Genomic DNA, 20,699 nt, shown 5'->3' with positions numbered 1-20,699 from the left:
CATGTTACGGTTCCTGGCATTACTTTTTGACGCAAGTCTAAAATTAATTACAAAAAAATTTTTCATTTTCTTAGATATACTTATGTCAGTGTATTGTCAGGTGCTGTCATTTGGTGGTAAGTTTTTTATTTGTTTCAATTCATTTGATTGATTCGTTTGAGATCAAAATAATATGCGAAAACTCACTCAGCGAGGGTTGTTTCTATTGATAATTTGCACACTTACAGTGAGTTGCAAAAAAGAGAACAATTCATTGCAGGGATATATCGATGCTGATTATACTTATATCTCAAGCAATTTTGCAGGTAATCTTATCAGTCTTGATGCCTCTAAAGGAACTATAGTTCATAAAGGAGATAAGCTATTCACCCTGGATGTACAGCCACAAAAATCCCAGCTCAACAGAGCTCAAGCCAATCTTACCCAAGCTATGGCACAAGTCGAAGTAAAACAAGCCGAACTTGATTACCAGAGTCAATTATTAACTCGTTATCAAAGACTGGTAAAGTCAGGCGGGGTTAGCCTTGAAGAACTTGAAGAAGTAAAAAATAATTACCTTAATGCTAAAGCATCATTAATCTCCCAACAGGCATTGGTCGAATCGTCCAGGGCAGACTTAACCGAAGCAAAATGGAACAAATCAAATAAAGAAGTATATTCTTCAATTTCAGGCTATGTTTACAACACCTATTTCACTGTTGGTGAATTAGTATTATCTGGACGCCCAGTATTATCTATCGTTGCACCTGAAAATCTAAAGGTTGTTTTTTATGTTCCTGAGCCCTTATTAGCTCAGTTAAAATTAAACAACCAAGTCACCATCAGCTGTGATGGATGCAAAGAAAATTACCCTGCGACGATAAACTATATTTCTTCAAAAACAGAATATACGCCTCCTTATATTTTTAGTGAGAGCTCAAGATCAAAATTCGTTTATCGAGTCGAGGCAAAACCAATCAAAACAGCATTCAATAATTTACATCCAGGGCAGCCGGTCAGCATCAACTTGATTTTTTGATCGTTTAAACGAATTTGTTTTGTTCTCATTGTTGATACATCTATTTATATAAGAAGATCAAATGCAAAGAATTTATTTATTTTTATGCACATTAATCCTTACAAGTTGTAAAGTTGGGCCTAATTTTCATTCACCAGATGCCCCAAAAGCAACCCACTATAATACTGGGTCGGTGAAAAATAGAACAGTTGGCGCAAAGAGCCGAGCGGGTCAACCACAACACTTTAATTTTAAAAAGAAGATATCTGCATCATGGTGGGAGATATTTCATTCCAAAGAATTAAATTCATTCATAGAAAAAGGATTAAAAAATAATCCATCAATAGAAATGAGTAAGGCTAATTTGCGTAAAGCACAGGCCAATTTACTTGCTGAGGCAGGACACAATTTATTTCCTACCGTGGATACTCAATTTCTGGCGAGTCGTGAGAGAAATAGTTTACTTGCCACGGGAATTAATATTACACCTATTCCGGGAACTAAACTTCCATTTTCTTCAGTCAATACATTCGACCTGTACAATACCTCTATCAGCGTTCGATATAATTTAGACTTATTTGGCGGCACTCGTCGTCAATTAGAGTCCCTAAGAGCCGCAATTGATTATGAACGTTTTGAATTGGAAGCGACTTATTTAACGCTAACAGCGAATATAGTGACAACAGGCATCACGATTGCATCATTGCAAGAACAGATTAAAACCACAAAAGAACTTATAGCGTGTCAAAAAGAATTGGTAAAATTAGAAAATAGCAACTATGTTCAAGGACATACTTCCAAGCTTACTCTACTTGATAGTGACAATCGACTTAAGGAAACTCAAGCACAACTCCCTACCCTCAAAAATGATTTAGCTAAAAAATATAATGCTCTTGCAATACTTATAGGATCATTGCCGAGCGAAACAGAATTTTTTGATTTTACACTGCAAAATATCCGTTTACCCACAGATCTTCCCGTTACTCTGCCTTCACTTCTTGTCAAACAACGACCCGATATAAAATCCTCTGAATCATTACTGCATAAAGCGAGCGCAGATATTGGCGTGGCAACCGCTAATCTCTACCCTCAATTAAATATAGGTGCTACCTATGCCTGGTACTCAACTGCGCTAAGTACCTTGTTCAATCCTGCAAATAATGTGTGGAATTATGGTGGTCAAATATTCCAAACACTGCTGAAAGGAGGTGAATTACGTGCAAAACGCCAACTCGCTATTGCGGTGTATGATTATGAACTTGCACGATATAAGAAAGTGGTACTTGATTCCTTTCAACAAGTTGCAGATGCCTTACATGCTCTTGAGTTCGGTGCTGAGTTATTGCGTGAACAAGCGAATTCGGAAACAAACACGCGGGAACAATTTAAAATAGTGAGAATGCAATACCAACTCGGTAAAGCGAACTATTTAGCCGTTTTAAGGGCAAAAGAATCCTATTTAAAAATACACTTAAAAGTAATCCAAGCTGAAGCAGCTCGTTATAATGATACTGCCGCGCTCTTTCAATCACTCGGCGGAGGCTGGTGGAATAATAGCTAGGCCCTGTTTACAATTCTACTTTCTTGGCCGAAATGCTTGTAAACAGAGCCTAGTGTTTCTGGAGTTCGTATCCCACTCCTTTTCTTTCCACAGTTGCAGTGGTACGAAGCTTCGCTAAATTTAATTTCATTAACATCTTGATATAAAACCAACCGAGATCAAATTCATTATCCAACAAGGATAGTTTTGCAGAGGTAGGATTGTTATGATGGTTGTTATGTAATTCTTCCCCATTCAACAAAATACCAATACGCATTAGATTATGCGAATTATCCTTTGTATTGAAGTTTCGATAACCATATACATGAGTCAAAGCAGCAAATGCTCCGAATAAGACCATAGTAATCGCAATAATATTGATATCCCACATAACCATACCCCACAAGCCAAAGAGTAGAATGTATAAAGATAAAAAGATGATTAATCCTAACGATTGAAATTTACTAAAGAGCAATTTTTCAAGTGCATCGTTATCAGAAATACTTCCATATTTTTCTATAAGTGATGAAGGGTTACATTCAGCACAAATTTCAAACCCGCTCACAAATAGATTTAATGTCCCTTTATATAACGGGCTGTGCGGATCATTGGGCGAATCTGGGTTTTGATGGTGTAATCTATGGATTGCAACCCACTCTGCTCTGCTTAGTCCCGTAGCAAACCAAAGCCAAAAACGGCTAAAATATCTTATTGAAGGTGCGAGCTCAATTGACCTATGAGTTTCGCTTCGATGTAAATAAATACTGAATACAACAATCGTTATGTGGTAAATAATAAGACAAAATATGACTTTTCCTTTCCATCCCAGATTCACTAACCCGTAAATAAGAATTTCATTGTTGAAAATCAGACAAGAAAACAAATAAATAATCAGAAAAAAGGATACTAATAAAACATCTTTAGATAAAATTCTTTGATTTTGAATTTTCATTACTACCTCACATCCCTACAACTTAGATAAATCAAATAGAGTCATCGCCCATACATTAAAAAACTCTATTCCGCATTTAACTTATTAAAGTTTTTTTCATCCAAAGATTTGATTACCCCATTCGTTTTCCTTAACTCCAGTGGAACTCTATTAAGATCATGAACAACTTTAATTTTCTCTAAAAAGCATAATAAATAATAAGTTATATCTATTTGCCACCAGCGAAATCCCTGGCTTGTTGACCTCTGATAGTAGTGATGATTATTGTGCCAACCTTCACCTAGAGTAATTAAAGCCAGTAGGAAATTATTGCGACTCTCATCTCCTGTATCAAACGGTTTTGTGCCCCATACATGACAGAGAGAATTGATAGAAAAAGTAACATGGAAGAGAATAATTGTTGAAATGATGCCCCAAACAGCTAACTGTAGACCGTTAGTATGCAGGTTAGGATAATGATTTTCTAAAAAATTACCCATAAAATAGAGTAAGAACAGTGTACAAATTGGTACCACATTATCATAGCGATTCAACCAGCGTAATTCTGGATATTTTGCAAAATCCCGTATTGCAGTGTAGTCTGTTTTAAAATTGTTTGAATAAAAAATCCATCCAACATGGCTCCACAATAAACCATGTTTTATGGGAGAATGAGGATCTTGTATTTGCTCTGTATGTCGATGATGAATACGGTGATGGCTTGCCCACCAGAGTGGTCCTCTTTGTACGGAGGCATTACCCAATACTGCAAAAATAAATTGCCAAAAACGATTTGTTTTAAAAGTCTTATGTGAAAAATAGCGATGATAAAAACCAGTTATTGCAAACATCCTAAGGAAATAGAGCACAGCAGCAGTAAAAACTGATGTAAAACTCCATCCAACCCAAAACACCCCCAAACAACACAAATGAAGTAATACAAAGATGAAAACACGAGCCCAATGTATCGTGTCTTGTTCTAAATTATTTTCTTTTAATTCGGTATCTAACCACCCATATATAGAGAGAACTAAAGACTTGAGTTTCATTTTTACCATCTACAAAAAACAAATGAAAATGAAATAAGTGAAAGTTTTTATATCTTCTCTGAATCAAGCATCTTCATTTTATATATAAGCTTGTTGTTTTTTTTTCATCATATGAAAATACAACTCTCCCACTAACATTAACCCAGCATCTGTCTATGTTGCAGGCAGAAAACCATGATTTTAAAAGTGTAGCAGATACTAAAAATTTGGTATTAAATATAGGCTAATAAGCAAAAAAATTACTAAAATTTAACAAAACTAAGGGTTAAGGCCTCTATCCTTTCCCGAAATTAACTCGCTAATTGATTTTTCATGTAAGACCAAGCTGAAAAAACCAATTCCTATCCCGGTAACCCAACGCCAGGTATTTTCCAAGGCTGAAGGAGGGCAAATGTTATCCAAACACGCCAATTCTCCTTTCCCCGGACGCAATTCACGAAGCGAGTTCACATAAGTAGCAATTACCTCGGCTACTTTGGGCGTCAACTCCGTTTGTTCATATAAATAACCAAGAAAGCGTTTTGCCATGCTTAATCGTGTGGCATAAAGTTCATCGTCTTTTATTTTTATGCGTTCTAAATGCAAAATATAATCTTCAAGGATGTATCTAGGCTCAGTAATAGCACGGATATTTTTAAAAGCATCAACTACCTCTTTTTCATCAGCATCTTCTACGTACTGATAAAACTGTGTTTGCATATCTTCTAATCGCTTTTTATAGGTAAATGGGTTTAACTGAGCAAGATTTTGTGTAATCAGCAACTCTGCTTCACGGGGCTTTATTTTTTTTTGCGGCGTTAAGGACACATTGATATCTGAGAGCCTAAAAACCATGCACATAAATAATGCAGTAATAATTATTTTAAGCGAATAGTCCAATTTACCTTGTAACGTTTTAGACTCCAAATCATATACCGCCTGTAAGACAGCTACTTTTTTTGCATCCTCTTCTGAATAATCATTGCTTAGCCATTCAAGAATCAAAAAATTTACGGTGTCTTCTGCACCCATCAGCTCATATTTCTGAGTAATAAAATCGACCCACTCCAAAAAAAGGAGGTACTTTCCTTCATGTAGCGCTTTAATGTATTCAGAACTAGATAAAAGCATAATGGTCCCTTGACTGCTTTTTTCGAATCTTATCCTATACTTAAAAAACATAAACATGCAAATGGTGCACACTATGAAAAGGAAGTGGTATGTAACTATTGCTGTATCTCTTTTACCCTTGAGTTTAGCACTTGCCAATTCCGCAAATTGTGATTTAACACAATTTCGTTGGGAGTGTGATTTGCCGGTGCAGGTTAAACCAAAGCCTGGAGCCACATCACTGGTGTATTGTGGTAACTCTTATGGCTATCTCACCAAACAGGAGTATGACATATTGGCTCGCTATCAACGCGCCAATGTGAATATGGTTTTAAATATTAATGGTGAATATATAGACAGTCCTTGTATCGGCGCGCAAAGATAGTACAATAGCTCTCTTTCTTATCCCGATTATATATTTGGGAAATATCGTAGCCTGGGTAGAGCGCAGCGGAACCCAGGTTTTTCTATATTTAGTTTTCCGAATAAGTAGATTAATGAGATGATCATTGAACTCGATGGTATTCCTATAGAAATATCAAGAAAAAAAATTAAAAACATGCACTTACGTATTTATCCCCCTGATGGATTAGTTAAGGTGAGTGCCCCTTTGCGGTTCAGTGAACAGCTGATAAGACAAAATCTTGAATCTAAAACTGCATGGATACATCAGCAAAGAGAACGCATCCGTAATCGGGCCATTGCTGAAGAATGTACCTTTGCAACGGGAGCCACTGTACCATTCAAAGGGAAAAAGTATTTACTCATCATTGAAGAACATCATGGCCCTACACAGATTAAAATCAATGATGAACTGATGTACTGTTTTACTCAGCCCAATAGTTCTCCTCCACAAATACAAACCATTCTGGAACGTTGGTATAAACATCAAATGCAGATATTATTGCCTGATCTCATTCAACATTGGGAAACGATTATTGGTGTCAAAGTCAGCGAATGGGGAATAAGAAAAATGAAAACCCGTTGGGGTTCATGTAATACTAAAGCAGCACGTATCTGGTTAAATCTCAACCTCATCAAAAAACCTACGATTTGTCTGGAGTATGTTCTTGTTCATGAATTAATTCATTTGCTAGAACCAAGCCATAATAAACGCTTTTATGAACTAATGAGCCAATTCATGCCACAATGGCGTGAGTATGAATACCAACTTGAAGGACGAATGCTTTGATTGATTCAGAACAACTTATTCAGAACCTTTGTACTCAGGGGTTTTATATTATCGATGGTTTTTTAGAACCCAACCAATGCCGCTCATTACGAGTAGTAGCACAAGAATTGTATGAGCAAGGGCAATTTCGAGGAGCTAAAATTGGCCGTAGATTGGATTCGCACCATAATGAGATCATTCGCTCTGATGAAATTTTTTGGTTGGATGAATATGAGAGCCATCCGACAATACAAATTTTCTTAAAGCAAATGCAGTATTTAGCTCAAATATTGAATCAGTCACTCTTTTTAGGTTTGCATGAATTTGAAACCCATTTTGCTGCCTATCAGCCTGGCACCTTTTATAAAAAACATGTCGATCAGTTTGCTACCCAAAAAACACGAAAAATCTCCTGTGTCTATTATTTAAATCATAATTGGGAACCTGAATTTGGTGGGGAGTTAAAACTCTACAATACAGAAGATCAATTGCTTAAAAAGGTTTTACCCTCCGAAAATCGCTTCATCTGTTTTAATAGCGAATTACCTCACGAGGTTTGCGTTACGCATCAACCTCGCTACAGCATTACGGGTTGGATGAAAACTCAATCGTCTTGTTTATTGAATCGGAGCGAGTTCTCCAATTCACTCACCTCATTCCAAGGGTAGAATCTCAAAACGGCGGCATCGTGTTACGAAGGGAGCTCCCCCTGCATTTGGGGGAGGGAGTAATGACTCGCGAAATAATAGGATTATTGTGTATAATAATCTTTTTATTTTCACTAAATCGCTATGCACGCCTTAGACATCAAACAGTTATATAAAACCTATGCAAATGGGGTACAAGCCGTAAAGGGCATTGATTTAACCATAAACCAGGGTGATTTTTTTGCTTTATTGGGTGCTAACGGCGCGGGAAAATCAACTACCATTGGTTTAATTACGACATTACTTAATAAGACATCGGGTAGCATCAGTATTCATGGTTATGATTTAGAAAAGGAAGCGGAGAAAGCCAAATCGTGTTTAGGACTTGTACCCCAAGAAATCAATCTCAATATTTTTGAAACCTGTGAACAAACTCTCCTAAATCAAGCCGGCTACTATGGAATTTCACGAAAATGCGCACAACCCCGAGTTGAGTCCCTACTACAGCAATTAGGCCTCTGGGAAAAAAGAAATTCAATAGCACGCCATTTATCGGGAGGAATGAAACGTCGACTCATGATCGCCAGAGCCTTAGTTCACCAACCTAAGGTATTGATTCTTGATGAGCCTACGGCTGGTGTCGATATAGAAATCCGTCACAGTATGTGGGAATTCCTAACCCGAACCAATGCAGAAGGGACAACCATTATTCTCACCACTCATTATCTGGAAGAAGCAGAACAACTGTGTAAAAACATTGCCATCATTGATCAAGGGGAAATAATAAAAAATACGTCGATGAAGGCGTTGTTACAAACCCTACGCCATCAAACGTTTATTTTCAACACAGAAAACCGTATCGATCTTTTACCCGATTTACATCCCTTTAAACCGACTTTGATCGATAGCACTACAATAGAACTCCGAGTCGATAACCATTTGAATTTAAATGATGCATTCGCCCTGTTCACACAAAACGGCATAAAAATTCATAGTATGCGTAATAAAACGAATCGCTTAGAAGAACTCTTTTTGGATCTGATAAAAAATGGCCATTAAAAAACAAATTATCGCATTATATACTTTGGTTAGACGCGAATTAGTTCGTATGTTTCGCATTTCAACTCAAGTTTTTTTACCGCCAGTGATTACGACGACACTTTATTTTCTCATCTTTGGTAGTTTAATTGGTCCTCGTATCGGCTCGATTCAAGGGGTCAGTTATCCAATGTTCATTGCTCCTGGATTGATTATGATGTCAGTCATTGTCAATTCCTATGGAAATGTATCCTCCTCACTTTATAGCGTCCGCTTTCAAAAAAGTATTGATGAAATGCTCGTAAGTCCAATGCATAACAGTCTCCTGCTGCTTGGATATGTTTTGGGAGGAGTATTTAGAGGATTAATCGTTGCTGCATTGGTCTATATTATTGCGAGTCTTTTCTTAACTATTGAGCTAGGCCATTTGCCGATGACGCTGCTGGTTGTATTGCTGGTATCTGCCGTATTTTCTCTGGCAGGTTTTACCAATGCCATGGTGGCCCGAAACTTTGATGATATTATGATTATTCCAACCTTTGTGCTCACCCCCCTCACCTATTTAGGCGGAGTATTTTACAGTATCAACATGCTTCCTGAATTCTGGCAAAAAATTTCTTGGCTTAATCCTATTCTCTATATGGTCAATGCGCTTAGAAATGCGATGATTGGTCAAAGTGAAGTCAATACATCTTTAGCCATGGCAATTATTGTCCTTATGTTGGCATTACTCACGCTCCTCAACATGATTTTATTAAAAAAAGGGGTAGGCTTTCGCGAATAATCGTCTCCATCTGTTCCCGGAGTTGTCCGCAGAATCAGGAGAAGACGTGATACACTGGCCGGAGTGCGCAGAGTGGCATCAAAAGGCATGTGCTACAAGCGTTCATCTCCAATAAGAAGACCTAGGTTGGGCCTTCGCCCAACAGCATTTTGCTCGAGAGTAACCCATCAAAGAATGGTCGGGCCAAGGCCCAACCGTGCAACCGGGATGAGACTTTAAATCACACCTCCGTTTGCAACCAATCAGGCTTCACCCGAGAGATCCCGGAGTCAGGCAAATTATGGAAATATCTGCTATTGCAGCAGCTTGCGCAGCTTGTGTTGCCGTAGAAGTTGACGTCGCGGTTACTTGCGCTGTAGAAAGATAGGATACACTATCAACACCACTCCCAGCATCATTAGTGACTGTCTTCCCGGCCCCAGTGGTGACTGATACCACATCCGCGGTCGTTGTGACTTCCCCCTCTTTAGGGAAAGGAGCATTAACAATCTTATCTGCAGTAACACGAACACTTGCTCCTGGTCGAAGGTATTCATTTCTGGCCAAAACAAGTCCTTCAATCACCTCGATATAGGTCATGCTGTGCGAAGGGACGTAGATACGCACATCGGTTCCAAGTATTGCAAGTGATAAAATTGGCGTTTTAAGTGACTCCTTAATTTTTTCCGGAGTTTTTATTTCTGCCTTACCCTTACTCAATTCCGCCTTAATTTGCACTGACTCCTTGGGCGAATACGCCAGAATTTTATAATTTGAATTGTTGCCGATGTTAACTAATGCGCCATTTGTATATTGGAGGCTCGCGGCCGCACCATCACCTGTAATCACTTCATCACCAGGATCCAAAGCCGAGCCACGAGACAGCACACGCTCAACACCATTATGATTGGCGATCACTTTTTTCTGGGTGAACAAAACAGTAGCAGCAGATTGAGCAAATACTTGACTGGCTAACATGAATAACCCTGTAATTATTATTTTTTTCATATAGATTCCTGTACAATTTTTCCATTAAAAATAGTTATGGGTACTGAGCATAAGCCTATCCTTATTCATTAATCTTGTCATAAGATAATGAAAAATTATTTATGCAGGTGCGTATAAACCCCATCCCAGTTATCAGGAGGCGGAGTTTTCATGAACGCTTTACTGCGTTCATGATACATCTGATATAAATAAACATCGGGAAATTTGGTTTTTAGCAAGGCAAATTTTTTTTCTGCAGAAGTCCAGTTCTGTGCGGAATACTCACCCAAAGCTTGATGGTACTCTTTGAGCTCCGTTAAAACTTCCTCAGAAACTTCATTCACCCTGCCCAGAGGTTGGTAGATAACCAACCCACTTTTTCTTCCCTTAACTGTAATTTTATCGATGATTCTCCAGACAAATTGATTTTGTCCCGTACGTGTTCCATCACTCACTAGAATAGTCACCTGATAAAATTTCGTTAAATCTTGTAATCGAGAAGCAAGATTCACTGTATCTCCAATGACTGTATAAGCACGGCGAAACTCTGAACCCATGTCACCGACATTCATCATTCCTGTTGCTAAGCCAATACCGATATTCACCGTCGGTAAGTCTTTTTCTAGCATTGTTACATTAATTTCTGGTAAACGCTTGGCTATGGTTAACGCGCAACTTATGGCATGAAATGCATGTTCTTCATCATGTATAGGAGCCCCCCAAAACGCGACAATCATATCACCTACATATTTATCAATCGTTCCTCTAAAGCTAAAAATGATTTCAGTGATTGGCGTAAAAAAAGCATTTAATAGCCGCTTCACATGAGATGCATCTAACGTTTCACTCACTCCTGTAAAATTACGTATGTCACTAAATAGAACCGTCATGTTACGTTCTTGTCCTTCCATACTGTATTGATCAGGAGATTCGATTAGTTCTTTAACATATGCTTCTGGGACATATTGACCAAACAACTGATTTATTTTTCTTTTTTGTTTTCTTTCAATGATAAATAAATAAGCATAATTCGTTATGGTAATCAGTACGACTAAGGTTAACATAAGTGCTATTGGGAGATAGAAACTTTGGGATACAAAGAGATAGATTGATAAACCCCGAATACCGATAATACTAATTACTGCAAGAATCAACATTCCGGAAACACTCAAGGAAGAGATTAAAAAGGTAAAAAATAATCCAATCAATACTAAATACACTCTTCCTTGAGTAGTCCTCCAATCAAATTCTGATACCAATTGCTGTCCAACAATACCTTGAACCATATTCCCTACCATCTCAACACCAGGAAACGATTGGGCAACCGGAGATTGGTGCAGATCGGCCAAAAGGATGATTGTTGAACCAATGATAGCAATGGCTCCTTGCAATTCGTCTGGGTTAATTTTACCTTGGATAACATCCGTCGCAGAATAATAATTAAGTGTCCCAATTTGTCCCCAAAATGGAATAAGAATTTGTCCGCGCGAGTTTGTAGGGATAAATACATTCCCCATTTGTATTCCATATAATCGATGATCATGAATTTTAAGTTCTATGTGATGCGCCATTAAATAATTCATGGCCGTTGCAAGAGCTAAAGTTGGATAGAGCCTGTTATCATAACTGGCTAACATAAGCCCATGTCGTATTGTCCCATCCAGATCAGGTACGTTGGTCACCGTACCCGCGTGCGTGGATGCATTCAGAAATAAGGGTAAACACCCGTTATATCCAGAGAATTGATGAAGAGGAAGATGATCTCTGCATAAATATTGATTCTCTGGATTAGTTAAAGGAGGAGGTAACACCCCTTTCCTAATTTGCGTGTCATTATGAAACAAAAAGCCTAATACCACATTATGATCCATCAATGCCTGAGCCAAAATACGATCATTGTCTACTTTGGGGGCAATCTGCTCGAGCAAATTAGGTAATTGCTTTTGTTCCAGGGACAATTGAGGCATTAATTTATTTAATTCATTTTTTAAACCAATTGCATAATTTACCTCTGCCTCTGCCATAACAATATCTGTTGCAATCGTGACGACCCCATTTTTCTTTAATTGATTAATTAAATCAGCCATCTTGTCTCGAGACCAAGGCCATCGGCCTTCTTGTTGTACTGATTTATTATCAATATCAATGATAACAACTCGAGGAATTGTTTGATGAGGACGCCAGTTTAATTGAACCACTTGATCATAGGTTCGATAGTCTAATTGAGTAATAAATGAACTTAGAAGTGGGATTTGAATGACATCCGTGCAATAAATTAGAGCCACCCAGAAGAGACCTAAAAGGATTTGTATCCATTTAGATTTCATAGCTTTAGGCGAAAAATAATGTTTCTTCTTCACGAGATATCGTCCTTAATACGCTTCGCCACAACACTGAATGTATGCAAAGATATAGAGCCCTATAACATCTTCGCCTCATTCTTTTGCGCCTTGTCTTAATCATAATAGTTGACGCTATCAAGTTCTATACCTAGGGCCTGGTTTCAAAAAGTCAAAATGCTTTGGTCAAGAGAATAACGATGAGACTCGTCCTAACCAAATTGATATTCTAATGCGGCTAGAGTTTGATAGCTCTGAAACACGCCACTTGCATTATAATATTTTTCTTCAACTCGGATGGTTGCATTTTTATAGGTTATGGCGATCCCTCCCCCTACGCGAAAGCCACTTTTATCCATATTCAATTGGGGGAGTGAACCATTAATGACGCTTGCAGGATTTATCAATGCGCGACTATTGGAAAATTGTGCTACCTGAATTAATCCACCACTCAGAAAAGGCATTACCGTAGGCTTAATATAATAACCTAATTCAATATTTTCCAAAATTAAGGTTGCTTTATTCGTTAGTGGTTCAATTACTTGAAAGGTATCAGTAGCCGGGAAAAAATAATTATATCTTCCCGTATCAATTTGGCTGTACAACACTCCGGCATTAGCTCTCATCAAAAATTTTTTCCAGATTTTTCTATAAATTCCATTAAAGCTAATAAACCAGTTGTTGTTATTATTAGTTGCTTGAGCGATTAATGGCACAGGCTCTGTGGCTATCTCTGTAAAGGTAATAAACTTATTAAAACCATATCCCCCACCCAAATCAGCATAAATCTCGGGAGTGAAAATTTTAAACAAATGGCCAAAAATCGTATTATTATGTATGGTCTGTTCTGAGGTAGTTACAGATCCAGGAGTGAGTAAAAATTGAGAAGAAAGTTCTGTATCAATTCCAAAATAATAAACACCCACCATCATAGTCTGGCCTAGAGAAACATGGTCTGCTCCTGCCGAATAGAGATTTGAATGTCCATTGTATCGGTTAAAATTGGTCCCTGAAGTCGAATCAAAATTAAAATCGGTATATCCATACAGAAATTCTGGCGTTATTTTTCTAAGAAATTCTGAACTATTTAATTGATTGCTTGTACCATCCTTTGACAGCGTACTTGCATTGAGACAAAATCCGCTTAATACCAAAAAAACAGATAAAACTAATGACTGAATTTTCATCACATCCAAATTCCTTTTTAGAGAAGGTATAAACTTTTAGACTATAAGTAATCTTTCACGACTCTTGTCATCCTGAGTTCTACGATAAATGATCTCCGGATTTTAGCATCATATCATAATGCTGATACTAGATAACTAGAGAACTCTCACTAAGTTCGGGTTGACATAGTCCAGTGTAGGTTTCGTGTATAATCATATGCTTAAACATAAAATTGCACAAGAACTGAGACATAGAGAGATAAAGGACATTATATTTCTTTGGAACGTTTTTTACTTAGGCTTAAATCCCAAAGCGCGTAAACGAGCATCAATTGAAGGATGTGTTGCAAAAGCACTGCTTAAAGATTTAACCGGTTGCATATCAGAAGGATCAAAGAGATATGATGCCTGTCTTACCTGCTCGTGGGGGGTATTACCGTATTCTTGGGTATACTGTTCCACATGTTGCGCATGATCAGCGCTAATTTTGAGGAGCGCCCGCGCTAAAGGCTCATTGTCACGCATTAATTCCACGCAACCCGCATCAGCCATGTATTCCCGTGTTCGACTTAAGAATAAAGTCAACAGGATAGTAATTAAAGGTAAAACATAACGCAGAACCACTATAACCATTAACAGGCGGTTATCTTCACGTCTGTCGTTGCGCCTGAATAATGCTGAATAAAACAAAATATCGACTACAATCAAAAGAATATTACTTAAAACTGCCACCATCAGAGTTAATTTAATATCGTAATGACGAATGTGGCTTAATTCATGAGCCATCACCGCTTGCAATTCTGCCCTGTCTAATTTCCCTATTAATCCACGAGTAATTGCTACCATTGCCGATTTTTCACTGTAGCCACTTGCAAAAGCATTCATATAATCAGCTTCGATAATAAAAACCTTGGGCATGTACTGCAAGCCCGCAGCAACTTTCATTTCCTCGACCACATTATATAATTGTTGCTCGAGTAAATTTTGGGCTGTTTTGGGGGTTATTTCACGATATTCCGTTCCTAATAGCATGATGCGATCGTAAAATGCATACGTTATCATTAATGACACCACCGCAAAACCAACCATCAGAATGGTCGCATAAGGAATAACTTTCAGCTGAATCAATGCGAGAAAACATCGCTCAAGAGTGACTTGCGGGTAAGCTGTATGCAAAATAAATAGATCGGCAAGCAAGCCTACAGCAAAATAAATCGCAATAAAAATAGCAATCACTGTTCGTGTCTTGCGTTTATTTAACCGTATTTGCTCGCGCCAATTGCCTACGCCGCCGTGATACTCTTCAAGCCCCATATCCTATACTCAAAATTTTACGGTATAGTCTTCTTTTTCCTTGATCTGCTCTTCAGGAAGTCCCCAATAAACAAAATCTTTATCTAAAGAGGAAGCAAAAAAAGAGACCACCATGGATTCAAAGAACGATTTCTTTTTGGCATTATAACGCTCTATACCATCGTTATAAGCTTGCTTAGAATAAGCTAACTTATTTTCAGTATTGACAATTTCTTCCTGTAATTGCATTACATTCTGACTTGCTTTTAAATCAGGATATTGTTCAAATACTACATTAAGTCCAGAAGCAATCTGGGAAATTTGATTCTCTGCAGCAATGCGCCCTTGTTCATCCCCCGCAGCTTTAGCGGCTTGAGCCTGATTCCGCAAAGCAACCACGTCTTTTAGTGTAGTTTGCTCGTAATCCATATATTTTTTTACAGCTTCAATCAAAGATTCAAATACTTTAAAACGACGATCTAATTGGATATCGATTTGTTTTTTGTCGTTATTAATCGCTTCGATTAAGTGAATTAGGGTATTGTAAACACTAATAGCCCATATGAATAAAAGTACTACAATAATGATAAGAACAATAAAAAAAGTACCCATTTTTCTTCCTATGCAAAATTTCCTACAATTTAGTTATAGATCGAAAATGTAAAAAAGAACAGTACGCGCTTTCTAAATATTGCGAGGTGGAACAAAAGCGTATGATTTTTGAGCACCGAAGCGGGATAGGCAAATACTAGGTCATTCCGAGTTATCGGCTCCATGCTGTGGCACGGTATTCGCTAACATAGGAGAGCCCTCGCTGCACTTGGGATGATGTGCCTATTGGAATGGGAGAGGATTTTTTACACCCAAAACATAAGAGTAGAACTGATGAATAAAAGTAGGATCGGATGGTGTATCCATTTTTCATCTTATTATTTGTGTTGGATAGCTTGTTTCTATTTTGCAGCACAAAACAATGTATATCTTGGGCCAATTATTGGCTTTCTAATTATTGCCGTGCAAATCGTATGGCAATTAATTAATCGATTGCCTTATTTAAATGCCCTTTTTTTTGCATTTCTTATTGCATTTATTGGTTCGCTTACCGACACAATTTGGCTTCATCAAAACTATATTTATTTTAAAGCAAATCCCTTTAGTTCTTATTTTACAGCCCCATGGATGATTTGTATTTGGTTAAGTTTCGGATTAAATCTGATTATTCTTAATGAAAAATTCACACGCTACTATTTCATTTGGTTTCTACTGATTCTTTTTTTGATGCCTTTTGCTTATAAAATTGGGGCATCGTGCAATATCGTAGTCATTGAAAAAAGCTATCCCTTTTATCTTTCTGTGGGTATTACCTGGGCATTACTCCTACCAATCAGCTTTTATGCCTATAATTATTTAAAAAAAACGAATCGCATTAATGCATAATTGGGTTGCGGGTCATCCCGAACGCAAGCAAGGGGTCTCCACAATGCGGCACCTTGTGGGTATGGGAAACCACTCGCTCTGTTTGAGATGAGGATGGGTAGTAAAAATCACCGTGTAGCCAAAATAGGCTTTAAAAATTGCCCTGTATAGGAATGCTCGCATTCGGCAACCTGTTCTGGCGTCCCCGTTGCCACGATACGCCCACCTTTACTTCCTCCCTCTGGCCCCAAATCAATAATCCAATCCGCCGTTTTAATCACATCCAAATTATGTTCAATAATCACGATGGTATTGCCTTGTTCTCGCAAACGAAATAATACGGATAACAACTGTTTGGTATCATGAAAATGCAATCCGGTTGTTGGTTCATCAAGAATATATAAAGTGCTTCCTGTATCTCGCTTTGACAGCTCACGCGACAATTTGATGCGCTGAGCCTCCCCACCAGATAGGGTAGTCGCACTTTGCCCTAATTTGATATAAGACAAGCCCACATCCATCAGGGTCTGACATTTTCTGGCTAATACCGGAATCGCTGCGAAAAAATGGCTTGCATCTTCAACCGTCATTTCTAAAACTTCATGAATGTTTTTGCCCTTATATTGAATATCAAGAGTTTCTCGATTGTAACGTTTGCCTTTACATACATCGCATGACACATAAATATCAGGCAAAAAATGCATCTCGACTTTAATAAGTCCATCACCCTGACACGCTTCACAGCGCCCCCCACGCACATTAAAGCTAAACCGCCCAGGCTGATAACCCCGTGCTCGAGACTCAGGAGTTGCGGCAAATAATTCGCGAATATGAGTAAATATTCCAGTATAGGTAGCCGGATTAGAACGCGGAGTCCTCCCTATTGGACTCTGATCAATATCAATCACCTTATCGCATAGATCTAAACCGGTGATTTCTTTAACGGAACCAGGAGTATATAAACTTGCTCTATTTAATAGATTTGCGGCACTCGGATATAAAGTATCATTAATTAAACTGGATTTCCCGGAACCCGAAACCCCCGTAATGCAAGTTAGCAAACCCAAAGGAATACTGACATTGACATCGAGTAAATTATTACAGACCACCCCTTTTAAATGTATCATTTTTTCGGGATTAATTGGCCGGCGGTTTTCAGGAATTGCGATGGATTGTTTCCCAGATAAATATTGACCCGTCAATGAAGCTGGAGATTGCATGATTTCCTGAGGGGTCCCACGAGCAACAATTTCCCCACCATGAACCCCAGCGCCAGGGCCTATATCCAGAACAAAATCAGCACTGCGAATCGCGTCTTCATCATGTTCCACCACAATGACTGTATTTCCCAGATTCCTTAAGTGCATTAATGTTTTTAATAAGCGATCGTTATCTCTTTGATGCAAACCAATGGAGGGTTCGTCCAAAATATACATCACCCCCACTAATCCCGAGCCAATTTGACTGGCTAATCGAATACGTTGGGCTTCCCCTCCTGACAATGTTTCAGCACTACGTGTTAAGGAGAGATAATCCAGGCCTACATTGACCAAAAACCCTAATCGCTCAACAATTTCTTTGTTAATCTTTGCTGCAATTTCACCTTTATAGCCGGTCATATGCAAATTTTTAAAAAACAGATAGGCTTTTTCGATCGAATAAGCGGTAACTTCAGGTAAATTTTTGTTATCAATAAACACATTCCGCGCAGATTCACGCAATCGTGTTCCTTGGCAACTCTGACATGGACGAGATGATAAATATTTAGCAAGTTCTTCACGTATCATTCCCGAATCAGACTCCCGATAACGTCGTTGCATGTTCGGAATAATGCCTTCAAAAGGATGTCGCTTCACCATATACCCACCATTGGGCCTATGATAATGAAAATCGATAACCTCATTTCCCCCATATAAAACAATTTGGCGGACTTCCTCAGGCAAATCACAAAATGCGGTATGAATATCAAAACCATAATGTTGTGCAAGCGATTCGAGCATTGAAAAATAATAAGTCGTTTTTTTATCCCAACCACGAATAGCCCCTTCGGCCAAACTGGCTGTTTGATCATGAACAACACGATCCGGATCAAAAAACTGATCAACACCCAACCCATCACAAGAAGGACAAGCACCAACTGGGTTATTAAATGAAAAAAGTCTGGGCTCTAACTCACTTAGGCTGTATCCACATTCTGGGCAAGCAAATTTGGAAGAAAAAACCAGGTCATCAAATTGATTTTCCATAGAAGCAACAATTGCAAGGCCCTCAGCCAAATTTAACGCATTTTCAAAGGACTCGCTTAAGCGCTGCGCAATGTCAGGCCTGACTTTAAAACGATCCACCACGACTTCAATCGTATGCTTAGTACGCAGACCCAGCTTAGGAGGCGAATCCAACTCATAGAGTTCTCCATCAATTCGAGCACGTACATAGCCTTGCGCTTGTAACTGCTGTAAAAGCTGGACCTGCTCTCCTTTGCGTTCACGCACAACCGGAGCCAAAATCATCACTTTACTGTCCGTAGGCAAAGCAAGTACCTGATCCACCATTTGACTAATCGTTTGCGCATGCAAACTGACGTGATGCGTAGGACACCGAGGTTCACCCCACTCGTGCGTAGAGTAACCGTAAATAATCATAGATTTCAGTAATGGTCCCGACCGTCGAGCGAGGATTGTGTGAAGTTGCTTTTTGCTCAATGGAAATTGCCGGTGATAATCCTTCGATTGAATCCACATCAGGCTTTTCCATCATCGATAAAAATTGCCGCGCATAAGCAGAGAGCGATTCGACATAACGACGCTGCCCCTCCGCATACAATGTATCAAAGGCTAACGAGGATTTCCCTGAACCGGATAAACCCGTAATTACAATGAGTTGATCGCGTGGTAAATCCAGGTCAAGATTTTTAAGGTTGTGGGTTCGTGCACCACGTATGGTGATAGTATGCATAAAATTCGATTATTTTGGTTTAAGACAGATTAGTTATGGTTTAATTATTTGCGGCTTCAAAAAATTTAATTATACGTCAAAAAAATAGAGCGTATAGATCAAATAAACATTTTTACTTTGGAAACGGATCAAAAATAATTTTTTATTTTAGCATATTTTTGCACAGAAAAAATGAAATTGTTCGATTCCTATTTCTAAATTACAGATTGTACTACAATAAAAGACTTAACCTTTTCTTTTTAATAACTTAAAAAGGATTTCAAATATGAATACGCTCTTGCAAAGGATATTGCTATGGCTCGTACTTTTCATATCTTCATATGCTCTTTATGCACAAAATGAATATACACAAAATGATGCAGCAGTATGCCAATGGGTGAAAAAAATTCTATTGAATACTTTATCCGTAGATTACAATTATGACTCAAGTAATGATTCAGAATTACATAAAAACTATACGGGAAATGCCTGGAATGCCTTAACTGACTTTCTGGGCAATTATCTTGAGGTGATCAAAAACCAACAACTCACACTTCACCCCACATTTATTACAGAGCCCTATATCGCTGAAAAAGGTATCGCTTTAAATATTCATTATTGGCGGGTTAATGAAGTGGTCTCAATTCCTGAATTGAATCTTACGATTGCTTTTTCCCTTATAGTTATTGAAGCAAATCCACTGCCCCATGGACTTTTGCTCATTCAAAGTATGGATATGGTAAAAAAGGAAAACCAATGAACATGTTGACTCGTTTTAAATTCTTTCTTTGGAAATTTAGTCATTTTAAAGTACCCCTGATCGGCTACTTAAAACCCCGGCTCATAAAACTTACCGATACTGAAATCATTATTTGCCTCCCTTTAAATCGGCGCAGTCGTAATCATTTAAATTCCATGTATTTCGGCGCACTCAGTGTTGGTGCTGATTTAGCGGGAGGCCTACATAGTTTTTATCATGCTAGCCAAAAAAAATTAAATGCTTCTATTGTTTTTAAATCATTTCAGGCCCAATTCTTACGTCGCCCCGAGTCGGATGTTTATTTTGTTTGTACTGAAGGAGCAAAAGTTGAAGCAATGCTAGACGAGTCTCAAAAAACTGGGGAACGAATAACTCAACCTATCCAGATCAAAGCCTATACAGATTACCCTGGTTTCACGGAGCTGTCTGCAGAGTTTATTTTGGAATTATCCATAAAAATACGTTCAAAATCCCTGTAGCATAAACAATAGAGACAGAGGTTATTGTTGTTTTATCTACAATTACAGTCGAAAATATTGCCAAATTGAGGTATTATTAGTACCGATTTAGTAATGCCCA

General features: G+C 38.2%; 18 protein-coding genes and 1 pseudogene. 10 read left to right on the top strand and 9 right to left on the bottom strand.

All coding sequences use genetic code 11. The features are described from left to right. The first annotated feature begins 226 nt into the window (after positions 1–226). On the top strand, positions 227–1,018 hold the full coding sequence (locus EL022_RS05695; protein WP_237761399.1) for an HlyD family secretion protein: 792 nt from the start codon (positions 227–229) through the stop codon (positions 1,016–1,018). 61 nt (positions 1,019–1,079) lie between these two features. After that, positions 1,080–2,558 carry an efflux transporter outer membrane subunit gene (locus tag EL022_RS05690; RefSeq protein ID WP_028381318.1) on the top strand — a complete coding sequence of 493 codons (1,479 nt, stop codon included), beginning with the start codon at positions 1,080–1,082 and terminating at the stop codon, positions 2,556–2,558. Between the two features lie 49 nt (positions 2,559–2,607). On the opposite strand, the gene EL022_RS05685 is transcribed toward EL022_RS05690, so the two are convergent. From EL022_RS05685 to EL022_RS05675, 3 genes are all read right to left on the bottom strand, one after another. After that, the gene (locus tag EL022_RS05685) at positions 2,608–3,489 is read right to left on the bottom strand and encodes an acyl-CoA desaturase (protein WP_051544464.1); all 882 of its coding nucleotides are present in this window, start codon (positions 3,487–3,489) and stop codon (positions 2,608–2,610) included. A gap of 65 nt (positions 3,490–3,554) precedes the next feature. Continuing rightward, complete coding sequence (locus EL022_RS05680) at positions 3,555–4,517, bottom strand: acyl-CoA desaturase (protein WP_028381319.1); 963 nt, start codon at positions 4,515–4,517, stop codon at positions 3,555–3,557. Between the two features lie 258 nt (positions 4,518–4,775). Beyond that, the gene (locus EL022_RS05675; RefSeq protein ID WP_028381320.1) at positions 4,776–5,627 is read right to left on the bottom strand and encodes a helical bundle domain-containing protein; all 852 of its coding nucleotides are present in this window, start codon (positions 5,625–5,627) and stop codon (positions 4,776–4,778) included. A gap of 73 nt (positions 5,628–5,700) precedes the next feature. Between EL022_RS05675 and EL022_RS05670 the strand changes: the two genes are divergently transcribed. The 5 genes from EL022_RS05670 (at position 5,701) to EL022_RS05650 (ending at position 9,246) form a co-directional block, all read left to right on the top strand. Continuing rightward, entirely contained in the window at positions 5,701–5,991 is a 291-nt protein-coding gene (locus tag EL022_RS05670; RefSeq protein WP_028381321.1) for a hypothetical protein, read from the top strand. A 117-nt stretch (positions 5,992–6,108) separates the two neighbouring features. Then, positions 6,109–6,798 carry a M48 family metallopeptidase gene (locus EL022_RS05665; RefSeq protein WP_028381322.1) on the top strand — a complete coding sequence of 230 codons (690 nt, stop codon included), beginning with the start codon at positions 6,109–6,111 and terminating at the stop codon, positions 6,796–6,798. Next, positions 6,795–7,445: a 2OG-Fe(II) oxygenase gene (locus EL022_RS05660; RefSeq protein WP_028381323.1), complete on the top strand. Its 651-nt coding sequence runs from the start codon at positions 6,795–6,797 to the stop codon at positions 7,443–7,445. Before EL022_RS05665 ends, EL022_RS05660 begins: the two co-directional genes overlap by 4 nt. A gap of 123 nt (positions 7,446–7,568) precedes the next feature. After that, on the top strand, positions 7,569–8,483 hold the full coding sequence (locus EL022_RS05655; protein ID WP_028381324.1) for an ABC transporter ATP-binding protein: 915 nt from the start codon (positions 7,569–7,571) through the stop codon (positions 8,481–8,483). Further along, positions 8,473–9,246, top strand: coding sequence for an ABC transporter permease (locus tag EL022_RS05650; RefSeq protein ID WP_028381325.1), 774 nt, complete (start codon positions 8,473–8,475; stop codon positions 9,244–9,246). Before EL022_RS05655 ends, EL022_RS05650 begins: the two co-directional genes overlap by 11 nt. A 249-nt stretch (positions 9,247–9,495) precedes the next feature. Here EL022_RS05650 and EL022_RS05645 read toward each other — a convergent pair whose 3' ends face one another. The 5 genes from EL022_RS05645 to EL022_RS05625 form a co-directional block, all read right to left on the bottom strand. Further along, on the bottom strand, positions 9,496–10,233 hold the full coding sequence (locus EL022_RS05645; protein ID WP_028381326.1) for a FecR family protein: 738 nt from the start codon (positions 10,231–10,233) through the stop codon (positions 9,496–9,498). A gap of 95 nt (positions 10,234–10,328) precedes the next feature. After that, a complete protein-coding gene (locus EL022_RS05640; protein WP_028381327.1) occupies positions 10,329–12,539 on the bottom strand; it encodes a CHASE2 domain-containing protein in 2,211 nt (736 codons plus the stop codon). A 224-nt stretch (positions 12,540–12,763) separates the two neighbouring features. Further along, the gene (locus tag EL022_RS05635; protein WP_028381328.1) at positions 12,764–13,738 is read right to left on the bottom strand and encodes an autotransporter domain-containing protein; all 975 of its coding nucleotides are present in this window, start codon (positions 13,736–13,738) and stop codon (positions 12,764–12,766) included. A gap of 270 nt (positions 13,739–14,008) precedes the next feature. Beyond that, complete coding sequence (gene htpX / locus EL022_RS05630; protein ID WP_028381329.1) at positions 14,009–15,031, bottom strand: zinc metalloprotease HtpX; 1,023 nt, start codon at positions 15,029–15,031, stop codon at positions 14,009–14,011. Positions 15,032–15,040: 9 nt separating this feature from the next. Then, positions 15,041–15,622: a LemA family protein gene (locus EL022_RS05625; RefSeq protein WP_028381330.1), complete on the bottom strand. Its 582-nt coding sequence runs from the start codon at positions 15,620–15,622 to the stop codon at positions 15,041–15,043. A gap of 273 nt (positions 15,623–15,895) precedes the next feature. On the opposite strand from EL022_RS05625, the gene EL022_RS05620 reads away from it, so the two are divergent. Beyond that, entirely contained in the window at positions 15,896–16,447 is a 552-nt protein-coding gene (locus tag EL022_RS05620; protein ID WP_028381331.1) for a DUF2878 family protein, read from the top strand. A gap of 107 nt (positions 16,448–16,554) precedes the next feature. Here EL022_RS05620 and uvrA read toward each other — a convergent pair. Next, positions 16,555–19,381 (bottom strand): annotated as a pseudogene (gene uvrA / locus EL022_RS05615) (excinuclease ABC subunit UvrA). A gap of 265 nt (positions 19,382–19,646) precedes the next feature. Here uvrA and EL022_RS05610 point away from each other — a divergent pair. Both EL022_RS05610 and EL022_RS05605 read left to right on the top strand, forming a co-directional pair. Next, positions 19,647–20,120 (top strand): hypothetical protein, encoded by a 474-nt coding sequence (locus EL022_RS05610; protein ID WP_028381333.1) that lies wholly within the window; start codon positions 19,647–19,649, stop codon positions 20,118–20,120. After that, a complete protein-coding gene (locus tag EL022_RS05605) occupies positions 20,117–20,599 on the top strand; it encodes a PaaI family thioesterase (protein WP_028381334.1) in 483 nt (160 codons plus the stop codon). The genes EL022_RS05610 and EL022_RS05605 overlap by 4 nt, the downstream gene beginning before the upstream one ends. Positions 20,600–20,699: the final 100 nt, after the last annotated feature.

It is taken from the genome of Legionella cherrii (genome assembly GCF_900635815.1).
In the GTDB taxonomy this organism is placed as follows: domain Bacteria; phylum Pseudomonadota; class Gammaproteobacteria; order Legionellales; family Legionellaceae; genus Legionella; species Legionella cherrii.
Note: the sequence above shows the minus strand (reverse complement) of the source record. Positions and strands in the feature narration are given on the sequence as shown.

What these genes read in the sequence shown, in the direction of transcription:
- EL022_RS05665 (WP_028381322.1), top strand. Translation starts at nt 6,109, where the DNA reads ATGATCATTGAACTCGATGGTATTCCTATAGAAATATCAAGAAAAAAA.
- htpX (WP_028381329.1), bottom strand. Translation starts at nt 15,031, where the DNA reads ATGGGGCTTGAAGAGTATCACGGCGGCGTAGGCAATTGGCGCGAGCAA.
- EL022_RS05620 (WP_028381331.1), top strand. Translation starts at nt 15,896, where the DNA reads ATGAATAAAAGTAGGATCGGATGGTGTATCCATTTTTCATCTTATTAT.
- EL022_RS05655 (WP_028381324.1), top strand. Translation starts at nt 7,569, where the DNA reads ATGCACGCCTTAGACATCAAACAGTTATATAAAACCTATGCAAATGGG.
- EL022_RS05610 (WP_028381333.1), top strand. Translation starts at nt 19,647, where the DNA reads ATGAATACGCTCTTGCAAAGGATATTGCTATGGCTCGTACTTTTCATA.
- EL022_RS05680 (WP_028381319.1), bottom strand. Translation starts at nt 4,517, where the DNA reads ATGAAACTCAAGTCTTTAGTTCTCTCTATATATGGGTGGTTAGATACC.
- EL022_RS05625 (WP_028381330.1), bottom strand. Translation starts at nt 15,622, where the DNA reads ATGGGTACTTTTTTTATTGTTCTTATCATTATTGTAGTACTTTTATTC.
- EL022_RS05670 (WP_028381321.1), top strand. Translation starts at nt 5,701, where the DNA reads ATGAAAAGGAAGTGGTATGTAACTATTGCTGTATCTCTTTTACCCTTG.
- EL022_RS05690 (WP_028381318.1), top strand. Translation starts at nt 1,080, where the DNA reads ATGCAAAGAATTTATTTATTTTTATGCACATTAATCCTTACAAGTTGT.
- EL022_RS05605 (WP_028381334.1), top strand. Translation starts at nt 20,117, where the DNA reads ATGAACATGTTGACTCGTTTTAAATTCTTTCTTTGGAAATTTAGTCAT.
- EL022_RS05685 (WP_051544464.1), bottom strand. Translation starts at nt 3,489, where the DNA reads ATGAAAATTCAAAATCAAAGAATTTTATCTAAAGATGTTTTATTAGTA.
- EL022_RS05635 (WP_028381328.1), bottom strand. Translation starts at nt 13,738, where the DNA reads ATGAAAATTCAGTCATTAGTTTTATCTGTTTTTTTGGTATTAAGCGGA.
- EL022_RS05645 (WP_028381326.1), bottom strand. Translation starts at nt 10,233, where the DNA reads ATGAAAAAAATAATAATTACAGGGTTATTCATGTTAGCCAGTCAAGTA.
- EL022_RS05640 (WP_028381327.1), bottom strand. Translation starts at nt 12,539, where the DNA reads ATGAAATCTAAATGGATACAAATCCTTTTAGGTCTCTTCTGGGTGGCT.
- EL022_RS05675 (WP_028381320.1), bottom strand. Translation starts at nt 5,627, where the DNA reads ATGCTTTTATCTAGTTCTGAATACATTAAAGCGCTACATGAAGGAAAG.
- EL022_RS05650 (WP_028381325.1), top strand. Translation starts at nt 8,473, where the DNA reads ATGGCCATTAAAAAACAAATTATCGCATTATATACTTTGGTTAGACGC.